Source organism: Paenimyroides viscosum (assembly GCF_003858535.1).
GTDB classification, from domain to species: domain Bacteria; phylum Bacteroidota; class Bacteroidia; order Flavobacteriales; family Flavobacteriaceae; genus Flavobacterium; species Flavobacterium viscosum.
This window is the reverse complement of the sequence record NZ_RQTJ01000031.1, coordinates 23166-34215: the sequence shown is the minus strand read 5'-3', so window position 1 is coordinate 34215 and position 11050 is coordinate 23166. Positions and strand designations below refer to the sequence as shown.

Genomic DNA, 11050 nt, shown 5'->3' with positions numbered 1-11050 from the left:
ATTCGACAGAAATATTAACAACCTAAAAATTAATCTCGTTTAATAATGCACTATGGGTTAAATGATATTTTTTCCATGAATACTTGTTACACAAAAAGAGGTGTTTTTCTACAATTACTCATTTTAATATAACAACCTTTTCAAGCAAAGAATTAATCTTTGCTTTTTTTAATATAAATCTAAAAATTCAAAATTGTCTGATTTAAACTCAACCAAAAGTTATAAAAACACAGCATTTTAATATTTAGAATTTTTATTCATACGTAGAATTTTAATCAATAACACAAACATGTTATTAACAGTACAGAATTTGCTATTGTATATACTCAAGGTTAAAATATCTCACTATGAAAAAGACATTACATTGTAAAAATTCACCTACAGCACTTACATCAAATGAGATAAATTCATTTATGCGCATTACACCTCAATACACAACAGATGATTACGAGGGATCTAACAAACTTTTAAATAAAAGTATTGTTGTTACAGCAAGTGACAATGGTGTTGGAAAAGCGGTTTCTATTGCCTTTGCTAAAGAGGGTGCCAATATAGTAATGGTGTACAACCATTTAAAACAGGAAAAGGAACTAAAAAAAACAGCTAAAATCATTGAAAATTTAGGCAGGAAAGTTTGGGTTTTTAAATCGTGTACTTTTGATGAATATAAGTGCAAAAGACTTTTCGAAAATATTTTAAAAAAAGTAAAACAGATTGACATTTTAGTAAATACATTTTCTATTTCTAACAAAAAAGACGATGAATCTGCACATTACTTACTTAGAAAAAATGATACATTAAAAATTCAGTCACTTTTTACTTTAGGACGTGTGGCGCCCGATTATTTAAATAACAATGGAATCATTATAAACTCTGCAACATTATGTGCCTACGCACAGCCCGATCAACTAATCTTTTATTCTGCCTTAAAAGCCGCAATTAAAACCTACACCCATGAAATGAACAGAATGCTTTCGTTAACAAAAAACAGTTTACGAATTAACGGCATTACAACAGGTTTTATCTGGGGCGATACTTTACCCGAAGTAATACCTAATTACGAAAATTTACCTACAAATATAAATTCGGTTGCACCATTGCATCCTTATGAAGTAGCTCCTTTATATGTTTTCATTGCTTCACAAGAATCAAAATCTATCGCAGGTGAAACTTTAGACGCAGGCGGAAAAATTTATAAATACTAAAAATTATAGCCATGAAAAAAGAAAATAAAGATATTCGTCAATATCCAAGTCCACCGTTTCACGAACCAAGACAACATCCACCAGCATCGGAACAAGAAATGGATTTAAAACCAGATCATGGAGAAACGTCTTACAAAGGATACAATAGAATGACCGATAAATGTGTGGTAATCACCGGTGGCGATTCTGGAATTGGAAAAGCCATAGCCATTGCATTTGCTCGTGAAGGTGCCGATGTCGTGATATCGTATTTAAGCGACGTAGAAGACGATGACGCAAAAGACACAGCAAAATGGGTTAAAGATGCCGGTAGAGAAGTTTTGCTTTTTAAAGGGGATATTAACGATAAAGCAATATGCCAAACTTTAATAGAATCAACTATAAAAAAATTTAAAAAGATCGATATACTTATAAATAATGCGGCTTACCAAATGGGTCGTGAAACGATAGATGAAATTAGTACCGAAGAATGGCAACTAACCTTTGATACCAATGTTTTAGCCATGTTTCATCTTTGTAAATTAAGCATACCGTTTATGCCAAAAGGCAGTAGCATTATAAATACTACATCGGGAAACGCATACCAGCCCAACCCTACCCTTTTACCTTATGCGGCAACCAAAGCGGCAATCCAGAATTATACGGCAAATCTAAATCAGATGTTGATTGAACAAAAAAAAGACATACGTGTAAATGCGGTGGCTCCGGGTCCGGTTTGGACTCCTTTAATTCCGAGTACCATTATTGATTATAAAGATTTTGGAAAGGATACTGCTTTAAAAAGACCGGGACAGCCCGTTGAAATTGCACCGATTTATGTTTTTCTTGCATCAAATGAAGCTTCGTATATCGGCGGAATCACCATTCCGGCAACAGGTGGAAAAATTGCATATTAAAATTCAATCCGTTACATAAATATGACAGAAATAAGTGTTTTAAATTGTTGTGCTTTATTAGCCGAAAAGAAACTTAAAATTGCTTTTACAGAAAGTGCTACAGCCGGAGCGCTTTCTGTTGCTTTTGCACTTACGCCTTATTCGGGCGACATTGTATTGGGCAGCATTGTTTGTTATGATGCCGATGAAAAAATGAATATATTAAATGTTCCACAAGAATTAATTGACAAGCACACTCCGGAATCGAGCGAAGTAACACGCTGCATGGCTGTTAACGCAAAGAAAATGTTTAATAAAGCTGATATTTTGGTAGCAGTTACCGGACTTACTAAAAGCGGTGGTAGCGAAACAGAAGATAAACCTGTGGGAACTATGTATATCGATTTTATTTTTCCGAAATATCACTTACAGATTAAAGAAGTTTTCTTGGGAAATTCGAACCAAATTGTGCATCAAACAATAAAAAAAACAGCAGATATTATTACCGCACATTTAACTAAAACCGACGAAAATTAAACAAAAAAATAATTTATTAAAAGCGTAGAGCATAAAAACTAAATCACTATGAACTGAAAATTCACTAGGTTTTATTCGGACTGAAAGTACAATTTTCAAAACCACAGATGAAAGGATTTACACAGACTTTTTAATAATCCTAAAAACGTTTAATCCTTGGTGAAAAATTTTCAGACAATGAGAATATTTCACAAACTACTTAGTTTTAACTAACGAATGAAACCAATAAATTATTCATGTACTATAAAAGACTATTCTGATTTAAAACAAACATTTTTGAATAATAAACTTTCAAACGCATCAACATTTTTAACTTTAAGTTCGCTACTAAAATCATTTATATGTCGCTGATGGTGAACATCGCTGCCTGCAAAATCGTACATATTTTCTTTTAAAAGATAGTCAGCAATTGTGGTTATACCCATACCGTAATAACCGGTGCTGCTTAACATATTCATTTGAAACAAACAACCGACATTTTTTAAACGTTTAAAACTATCGTAATCACTTTTATAGAAATTATAACGTTCAGGATGTGCCAAAACAGGCTGATATCCTTGTGAATTTAACTCCATAATAATTTCGTACAAATGAATAGGCGGGTTAATGTATGACATTTCTATCAGCACATAATTATCTTTCAATGTAAGCAATCTTTCGTTTTCTAATCGTTTTAAAAAAGAATCATCAATTAAATATTCCGATGCCACTCTAAAATCACTCGCAGCCATTCCCAATTCGTTCTTAACCTTTTGATGCTGGTTCAAAATTCCATCTTTAGTATTTTCCCAAACCAAAGGCGTTGTATGTGGTGTTACTATAAATTGAGAAAAACCAAATTTTTGTAAGTCAGCAATTAATTGCTTTGTTTCATTTAATGATTTTGATCCATCATCTAAACCATAAAGCAAGTGAGAATGGATATCGACGAAATTAGCAGGTATAATTTCCTTTAGTGTTTTCTTCTTATTTTTAAAAAAACCAAACATTGATTATTTTTTATGTAAAGTTATTATTAGATTATTGTTAATCAAAAACAATACCGCAATAAAAATTAAATTTAACACTATTAAGGGTGTCATTACTTTAAGTAACTCTAAACCAATAAAAAATAAACTTACTACAGATAAAAATATGCCAAAATTTATTAATTTTCTTTGATTTACAAACAATCCTATACATATTAAAGGATTAAAAAATAGAATTAACACATTAAATTGTAACTCAAAATGTGAACTAAATATCCATATTGCCCCTAAAAAAAGACTAAATAATGCAGTTAAGCAAAAATAGGCTGTTCTAACTCTTTTATTAAAAACACCTGCTGCAACAACCAAAACTACTACCCATAAAGTGTAAATAGTATTTAAAGAGCTTTTGTTACTTAATGTTACGTTGTTAAGTACTTGCTGCGATTGTAACAGGTGGTTGTTATAAGTGATTCCCTCTTTCAATTTAACTGGTAAAAAAATTAAATCGGTTAGTTGGTTGGTTGAATAACCAAATAGTAAATTTATACCCAGTTTTTCAAAATAATGCTGATTTAATCCTTCATTTAAAATGTATCGATAAGAAAAATTATTCGAAGGAAAATCAGGATTCAACGGTTTATTTACCGATTTATTAATTACATCAACAACTTTTGTGGTACAGTTGTTACGAATAAATCCGTAGGTATAAAACCGATCATCCCCTTTTAACTGTCGGTTTATTTCTGTCCAAATTTTTGATTTTTCATCATAAGTTAAATTTAGCTGCTGCTGAACCACTTCCCTATTATCAACCGTGTAATTGTAAACAAAATCGTTAAACGAATCCACATCTAAATAATAAAGCAGATTGCCTTTTACAAACTTGCTTAAGAAATTAGGCGTTCTAAAATCGAACATTCCCCAGTTGTACACAACATCTAAATTTTGATCAGTATCTTTAATACGTAAGGCTGTATGTCCAAAAAGTGTGTACATTTCGTCACCAGTACCACAAGTTAACACGCTAATTTCGGCATTTTCTGATAAAGTTGCAGGTTGTGCCTGAATACACATAAAAGAAAAACAACAAACCAATAAAACGATTTGCTGTTTAAAATTTTTAAATAAATTATTCATTTGATTTTGAGAAAATTCCGAGATCTAATTTCAGTGAAAAAATATTTGAATACAACGATGCACTTTGGTCACCAATATCGGTTAAGGCATAATCTACCTGAATTCCTTTGTATTTAAATCCTAAGCCAATATTGGGTTGAAAGGTCACTTTTTCTGAGCTGTCAATTTGCATTTCGTTCTGAAAATTCCCTACACCTGCACGTACAAAAACCATTTTATCATATCCAAATTCAAAACCCATAGACGGTTGTATACTGAATGATGATGTAGAAATTAAAGCATTTGTTTCGTAAAATTCGGTATGAAGAACAGCTGCTGCCGTTAAATTAAATTTCTCTGTTAAAGCAAAATCTCTGGCAACACCCAACTGCAATTTTGGTAAAGTAAGTTCAGTAGTTTCTGGTAAGGTTTGGTTTTGACCTTCAACTGCACCTTTAATCTTTTCAAATTCGGCTTCGTTAATATTCCAAACATTATAAGTTGTAGTAATATCGCGCGCCATCAAACCAAATTTCCAAGTTTCGGTATGATATTGCAACCCAACATCTAATCCAAAACCCCACGATTTAGCAAAATCGCCAATAATACGACGTACAATTTTAGCATTGGCACCTAACGATAAACCTTCGATAGCTAATTTTCGGGCATAAGATATATTAAAAGCATAATCGGCGGCAGAAAACAACGAAATTCTGTTATAATCAATATTTCCGTTCTGATCGATTAATTCTGTCGTATTCATAATATCATCTACCCCAAAACGAATAGCAGAAATTGCCAATGCACTTTTATCGTCAATAGGCATTGCAAAAGCAGCATAATCGTATTGTGCAATGTTTGCAAAGTAGCTTGCGTGCATTAAACTAATTTGCCTGTCTTGTAAATGAACCAATCCGGCAGGGTTCCAATACCCTGAATTTACATCACCTGTTTGGGCAATAACACTATTTGCCATACCAAATGATGCGGCATCTACCCCAATATTTAAAAACTCGTTAGAGTATTTCCTAGCAGTTTGTGCCTGCGTTAAAGCCGTAACAAAAAGTAAAGGCAATAGTACGAAACCTTTTTTCACTTTGATAATTTTTACAAATATTACAAAATTTTACAATATATAAACTCTAAATACTTACAACTTATTGTTTACTTTTGTTTTTATAATAAAATTATACAATTGATGACAATAAAAAAACACATTCCTAATGTAATTACACTTTTAAATTTATTATCGGGTTTAGTTGCATTAGTTTATGCTTTTGATGACAACCTGCAAATGGCTTTTTTCTGGGTTTGCTTAGGTATTTTCTTTGATTTTTGGGATGGATTCGCAGCACGCGTGTTGAAAGTTTCTAGTCCACTTGGTGTTCAGTTAGATTCTCTGGCAGATATGGTAACATCGGGCGTAGTTCCTGGTGTGGTTATATATCAAATGTTGGCACATATCCAAGAAAATTATGAACAATACACCATAACCGACGATACTTTTTACATGAAACTGGTACCCTTCATTGGTTTTATCATTACGCTAGGTTCGTGTATGCGTTTGGCAAAATTTAATATTGATACCCGCCAAACCGACAGTTTTATTGGCTTGCCAACACCAGCAAACGCTTTGTTTATATTAAGTATTCCTTTAATTATGAATACTACAGAAAGTGAGTTTGTTTTTGATATTTTCAGTAATCCGTATGTTTTGGTAGGAATAAGTTTGTTTAGTGCCTTTATTATGAATGCCGAATTACCACTTTTTTCTCTAAAAACGAAAAACAAAAATTTAAGCGATAATAAACTAACGCTTCTGTTTTTGGGAATTTGTGCATTACTGCTTTTATTCCTTAGATTTGAAGCTATTCCGCTAATTATAGGATTTTACATTATACTTTCAGTTATACTGAATAAAACAAAAAAATCGGTTGCATAACCGATTTTTTTGTTAGAAACTTTAGCAAAGTTTCTAACAGTCAAATTTTATGATTGCTTTTTTATTAAATAATTTTTTATATTTACATAAGTAGCTGTTAAAACCACTAATCATGAAAAAAAAAAATATTTTTAATAACCACTTCTTTAATCACACAGTTTGGCTTTGCCCAAGTATTATTGAGCGAAGATTTTAACAGCTACCCAGCCGGACATTTAAATACCGATTATATTAATAATACCCCTGGACAAGGTGGTTGGGTTACAGAAAGGCATGCCAATGCCGCTGCAACTGTAATGGTTACACCCGAAACAGGTAGGGGAAATGTAATTAGTTTTACAACAAACGGAAATTTTTCTAACGAATATGTTATTGTTAAGCAAAACATAGGTGTTATAACTGCATTATGGAACAACCGTACCGCAGGAAACAACGTACTAAAATTTGAATACGAAGTTTTTGGCACAGGTATTTTTATTGCTGAAGGAAGTATTTTACATAATACTATTAATTTTATTACATTATGTTTTAAATCAACATCGGCTTATAGAATTGAAGCCCGCACTGTAGGTTCAGGTGTTACTAATCAAACGCTACAAAGTTACACGTCATCTACTTTTCCGTACAATACTTGGCATAAAATAGAGTTGTTTTATGATTATACCGCAAAAAAGGCATACTATTACATACCCAACTTAAATCTTTTTAAAGTAGATAATATAGTTTCTGCAATTACAAATTTACAAGATAATATATCTGTACATGGGAGTAGTTTAAAAATTGGTTCCGTTGTTAAATACGATAACATTAAACTTACGGCACTGCCAAGTGTACCACCGTATATTTTAAGTGCTAACGAATTAGTGTCGGCAAAATTTAATATGTACCCAAACCCTGCAACAAATGTGGTAAACATAACCAACAACGAAAATATGTTGGTAGAGGAAGTTACGGTTTACGATAGTACAGGTAAACAGTTAACTACCCAAAACTATAACAACGAAAACCAAATACAGTTAAACGTAGAAAATTTAGCAAGCGGTACGTATATGCTGCATATACAAACAAACGCCGGTTTAGCAGTTAAAAAGCTGGTTAAAAAGTAAATACTTTGTTTTTTGCTGACTGAATATTGCATTTTTGTAAAGCAATAAAAGCTTTACAACAAAAAGCCGAAGACAAATCTTCGGCTTTTTGTTGTGGTACCTCCAGGAATCGAACCAGGGACACACGGATTTTCAGTCCGTTGCTCTACCAACTGAGCTAAGGTACCGAGTAATAAACTCTGTATTTTGTGGTACCTCCAGGAATCGAACCAGGGACACACGGATTTTCAGTCCGTTGCTCTACCAACTGAGCTAAGGTACCGAGTAATTAAACTCTGTATTTTTGTGGTACCTCCAGGAATCGAACCAGGGACACACGGATTTTCAGTCCGTTGCTCTACCAACTGAGCTAAGGTACCGAGTAATTAAACTCTGTATTTTTGTGGTACCTCCAGGAATCGAACCAGGGACACACGGATTTTCAGTCCGTTGCTCTACCAACTGAGCTAAGGTACCGTTTTGTTAAGTAAACTACTTCTCAAAAGCGATTGCAAATATAGTAGGTTTTTTTATACAATTCCTAATCTTTTCAAAAAAAAATTTACCTACCTTTGTTTAAATATGCCCGATAAACTATGATTATTTGCATTGATGTTGGTAACACGCGTACTAAAGTTGCTGTGTATGAAAACAGTACGCTACAACAGTTAATAATTACCAATAACGAAAAATTAACAAAAAATATATCCAAACAAATTCAAGGAATAGAAAATTGTGTGGATATTATACTGTCTTCGGTTGGCAATTTGTCTTTACAGACTATAGAAAACCTAAAAAAATTAGGTAATTTAATTGTTGTTACGCACGAAACATCGGTTCCTTTTAAAAATTTGTATGCCACTCCTACCAGTTTAGGAATAGATCGAATTGTATTGGCTGCAGGCGCTACCTTAAAATACCCCAACCAAAATAGGTTGGTGATAGACGCCGGAACTTGTATTACCTACGATTTTATAAACTGTGCCAACCAATATCATGGCGGTGCTATTTCACCCGGAATTGGTTTACGCTATAAAAGCTTAAATGATTATACAGCAAATTTACCTTTAGAAAAAATTTCTGAACTGCATCCTTTTGTGGGAAATTCAACTTCTGGATCCATACAATCGGGCGTGTTAAACGGTGTAATTGCAGAAATAGAAGCGTTTATAGATCATTTCAAACATCAAGATGAAAATTTAACAGTAATTTTAACGGGCGGAAATTCCGAATTTTTGGTAAACCGTTTAAAAAATAGCATCTTTGCCAATCCAAACTTTTTATTAGAAAGTTTATTTTTATTACATCAACACATTGTATCAAATGATTAAAAAAATTATATTGGGTGTTGCTTTGGCAAGTATATCAAATACTTATGCACAACAAGGTACCGCTTCTCCTTATTCTTACTATGGCTTTGGTGAAAAGCATTTTAAAGGAGCAAACGAAGTTAAATCTATGGGATCTTTAGCTGTTTTTAGAGACAGTCTTCACATAAACACGCTAAATCCGGCTTCATATTCTAAACTGCAAACTACTACTTTTTCATTAGGTGCATCATACAAAGGAACCAATTTAACCAATGCGGGCGGTTCTGAAAAAACTACCAACGGATCTTTTGATTATTTGGCGCTTGCTTTCCCCGCAGGAAAAGTAAATTTTGCCGTAGGTATTATGCCATACTCTTTTATGGGGTATAACATCCAAAACACAAATAAATCGGGCGATTTTACCGAAGCAAGACAATATGTAGGCGAAGGTGGTTTAAACAGAACCTTTTTAGGTTTAAGTTATAAAATCAATGAAAATTTTAGTATTGGTGTTGATGGTGCTTATATTTTTGGCGATACCGAAACCAGTCTTACAAAATTTATGATTGATAATGGCGAAGGTTTACCTGTAGAACGCGGAAGCCGTATGACTAATAAAAACAATTACAGCGGACTTACTGTTAACACGGGTTTAAACTTTGAACAACCTTTAAATAATAAACTAACTTTATTTGCAAGTGCTACCTTTAGCCCTGAAATGAAGTTAAAAAACGATCAAGAAAAAAGAATCGCTACTGGTAAAGTAGACAGCAATATAGGCTTTGCAGAAATTGATGGCGTTACTACCAGAACAGATAATGAAGAAATGCTTTTACCAATGAACTATTCTATTGGTGCGGGTGTTGGCAATCATTTAAAATGGTTTGTAGGCGCAGAATATACAGCAACACAAACATCAAAATACAATTCGTTTTACAAGTACGACAATGCAAATTTCAACGATTATATGAAAATTGGCGTTGGTGGATTTTACACACCTAAATTCGATTCGTTTACAAGTTATTTCCAAAGAATGACCTATCGTGCAGGTTTTAATTATGAAGATACAGGTTTAGTAATAAATAAAGAAGCTATTAAAGGATACAATGCTAACGTTGGTTTAGGATTTCCGGTTGGTAGATACAATTCTAACATAAACCTTGGTTTTGAATACGGTCAAAAAGGAAATACCAATATGGGCTTAATTAAAGAAAACTATTACGCTATTAATATTGGACTTTCATTTAACGATGTGTGGTTTAAACGCAGAAAATTTGAATAATTGAAAAAATATTTTGCACATATTATCATATTGGCTTTTGTATTTTCTGCTTGCAACAACGATTTAAAAGACATTCAGAATCTAAACAAAAAGCAATTGTACGCTACAGGCGAAGCCGATTCTATAAACGTTAAGTATACCGATTCTGCCAAAATAAAAGCAGAAATGTATGCGATTAAAATGTTAGATTACGGTAAAGCAAAATATCCGTTTAACCATTTCCCAAAAGGTATTAAAGTTACTGTTTATGATAGTAACCGAAATAAAAATTTCATAGTTGCAAAACAAGCAACTATATACAACAAAACCGGACTTATAAATTTAGTGGGCGATGTTAAAATTACATCACACGACGGTAAAGTAATGAAAACACAGCAGTTGTTTTACGACCAAAAAAACAACTGGTTTTTTACCGAACACTATTTTAAGGTTACCGATAAGAATAAAAGTTTTTTTGATGGAACCGGCGTAGATTTCGATCAAAATTTTAAAATTGTAAATGCACAGCAAAACCGTGCAGAATTAAAAGATGTTTCTAATGAAAGTTTATAAAATTATTGCCTACATTTATTTATTATTTGGTTTGTTTTTTATTTACCAAGCCTATATTGCTTATTCTATAAATGAAAATTACATTATAAACTTAGCCTTTGCTGGTATGGCAATTTTTATGTTTATATTTAGGTTGCGTAGTTTTAACCGCCAACCCCAAAATAAAAAGTAGTAC

Annotated in this window: 12 protein-coding genes and 4 tRNA genes; 9 read left to right on the top strand and 7 right to left on the bottom strand. The window is 32.7% G+C overall.

Features of this window, described 5'->3' with window-relative positions; genetic code table 11:
* Positions 1–347 precede the first annotated feature (347 nt).
* From EG242_RS12005 to EG242_RS11995, 3 genes are read left to right on the top strand one after another with little or no spacing between them, the layout of a single operon-like run.
* Positions 348–1205 (top strand): SDR family oxidoreductase, encoded by an 858-nt coding sequence (locus EG242_RS12005; protein ID WP_124900103.1) that lies wholly within the window; start codon positions 348–350, stop codon positions 1203–1205.
* An 11-nt stretch (positions 1206–1216) separates the two neighbouring features.
* The gene (locus tag EG242_RS12000) at positions 1217–2101 is read left to right on the top strand and encodes an SDR family oxidoreductase (RefSeq protein WP_124900102.1); all 885 of its coding nucleotides are present in this window, start codon (positions 1217–1219) and stop codon (positions 2099–2101) included.
* Positions 2102–2122: 21 nt separating this feature from the next.
* Positions 2123–2617, top strand: a complete 495-nt coding sequence (locus EG242_RS11995) for a CinA family protein (RefSeq protein ID WP_124900101.1) — start codon at positions 2123–2125, stop codon at positions 2615–2617.
* A 251-nt stretch (positions 2618–2868) separates the two neighbouring features.
* On the opposite strand, the gene EG242_RS11990 is transcribed toward EG242_RS11995, so the two are convergent.
* Genes EG242_RS11990 through EG242_RS11980 form a run of 3 tightly spaced genes read right to left on the bottom strand, consistent with a single transcriptional unit; the run spans position 2869 to position 5800 of the window.
* Complete coding sequence (locus EG242_RS11990) at positions 2869–3606, bottom strand: tyrosine-protein phosphatase (RefSeq protein WP_124900100.1); 738 nt, start codon at positions 3604–3606, stop codon at positions 2869–2871.
* A 3-nt stretch (positions 3607–3609) separates the two neighbouring features.
* Positions 3610–4725 (bottom strand): lipoprotein N-acyltransferase Lnb domain-containing protein, encoded by a 1116-nt coding sequence (locus EG242_RS11985; protein WP_124900099.1) that lies wholly within the window; start codon positions 4723–4725, stop codon positions 3610–3612.
* The gene (locus EG242_RS11980) at positions 4718–5800 is read right to left on the bottom strand and encodes a putative type IX sorting system protein PorV2 (RefSeq protein ID WP_124900098.1); all 1083 of its coding nucleotides are present in this window, start codon (positions 5798–5800) and stop codon (positions 4718–4720) included. The genes EG242_RS11985 and EG242_RS11980 overlap by 8 nt, the downstream gene beginning before the upstream one ends.
* Before the next feature lie 108 nt (positions 5801–5908).
* On the opposite strand from EG242_RS11980, the gene EG242_RS11975 reads away from it, so the two are divergent.
* Positions 5909–6646: a CDP-alcohol phosphatidyltransferase family protein gene (locus EG242_RS11975; RefSeq protein WP_124900105.1), complete on the top strand. Its 738-nt coding sequence runs from the start codon at positions 5909–5911 to the stop codon at positions 6644–6646.
* 179 nt (positions 6647–6825) lie between these two features.
* Positions 6826–7752 carry a T9SS type A sorting domain-containing protein gene (locus tag EG242_RS11970; RefSeq protein ID WP_124900097.1) on the top strand — a complete coding sequence of 309 codons (927 nt, stop codon included), beginning with the start codon at positions 6826–6828 and terminating at the stop codon, positions 7750–7752.
* Positions 7753–7846: 94 nt separating this feature from the next.
* On the opposite strand, the gene EG242_RS11965 is transcribed toward EG242_RS11970, so the two are convergent.
* The 4 genes from EG242_RS11965 to EG242_RS11950 form a co-directional block, all read right to left on the bottom strand.
* Positions 7847–7919: transfer RNA gene (locus EG242_RS11965), tRNA-Phe, on the bottom strand.
* A 22-nt stretch (positions 7920–7941) separates the two neighbouring features.
* Positions 7942–8014, bottom strand: a tRNA-Phe gene (locus EG242_RS11960).
* Between the two features lie 24 nt (positions 8015–8038).
* Positions 8039–8111, bottom strand: a tRNA-Phe gene (locus tag EG242_RS11955).
* A 24-nt stretch (positions 8112–8135) separates the two neighbouring features.
* Positions 8136–8208, bottom strand: a tRNA-Phe gene (locus tag EG242_RS11950).
* A 119-nt stretch (positions 8209–8327) separates the two neighbouring features.
* On the opposite strand from EG242_RS11950, the gene EG242_RS11945 reads away from it, so the two are divergent.
* The 4 genes from EG242_RS11945 to EG242_RS11930 are packed head-to-tail and all read left to right on the top strand — an operon-like array spanning position 8328 to position 11047.
* Positions 8328–9062 carry a type III pantothenate kinase gene (locus tag EG242_RS11945; RefSeq protein WP_124900096.1) on the top strand — a complete coding sequence of 245 codons (735 nt, stop codon included), beginning with the start codon at positions 8328–8330 and terminating at the stop codon, positions 9060–9062.
* On the top strand, positions 9055–10323 hold the full coding sequence (locus EG242_RS11940; RefSeq protein WP_124900095.1) for a hypothetical protein: 1269 nt from the start codon (positions 9055–9057) through the stop codon (positions 10321–10323). The genes EG242_RS11945 and EG242_RS11940 overlap by 8 nt, the downstream gene beginning before the upstream one ends.
* Complete coding sequence (lptC, locus tag EG242_RS11935; protein WP_124900094.1) at positions 10324–10875, top strand: LPS export ABC transporter periplasmic protein LptC; 552 nt, start codon at positions 10324–10326, stop codon at positions 10873–10875.
* Positions 10862–11047 carry a hypothetical protein gene (locus tag EG242_RS11930; protein ID WP_124900093.1) on the top strand — a complete coding sequence of 62 codons (186 nt, stop codon included), beginning with the start codon at positions 10862–10864 and terminating at the stop codon, positions 11045–11047. Before lptC ends, EG242_RS11930 begins: the two co-directional genes overlap by 14 nt.
* Positions 11048–11050 lie beyond the last annotated feature (3 nt).

Excerpts from the sequence above, each read along its gene's own strand:
- EG242_RS11930 (WP_124900093.1), top strand. The coding sequence starts at position 10,862 with ATGAAAGTTTATAAAATTATTGCCTACATTTATTTATTATTTGGTTTG.
- EG242_RS11945 (WP_124900096.1), top strand. The coding sequence starts at position 8,328 with ATGATTATTTGCATTGATGTTGGTAACACGCGTACTAAAGTTGCTGTG.
- EG242_RS11990 (WP_124900100.1), bottom strand. The coding sequence starts at position 3,606 with ATGTTTGGTTTTTTTAAAAATAAGAAGAAAACACTAAAGGAAATTATA.
- EG242_RS11995 (WP_124900101.1), top strand. The coding sequence starts at position 2,123 with ATGACAGAAATAAGTGTTTTAAATTGTTGTGCTTTATTAGCCGAAAAG.
- EG242_RS11985 (WP_124900099.1), bottom strand. The coding sequence starts at position 4,725 with ATGAATAATTTATTTAAAAATTTTAAACAGCAAATCGTTTTATTGGTT.
- EG242_RS11940 (WP_124900095.1), top strand. The coding sequence starts at position 9,055 with ATGATTAAAAAAATTATATTGGGTGTTGCTTTGGCAAGTATATCAAAT.
- EG242_RS12005 (WP_124900103.1), top strand. The coding sequence starts at position 348 with ATGAAAAAGACATTACATTGTAAAAATTCACCTACAGCACTTACATCA.
- EG242_RS12000 (WP_124900102.1), top strand. The coding sequence starts at position 1,217 with ATGAAAAAAGAAAATAAAGATATTCGTCAATATCCAAGTCCACCGTTT.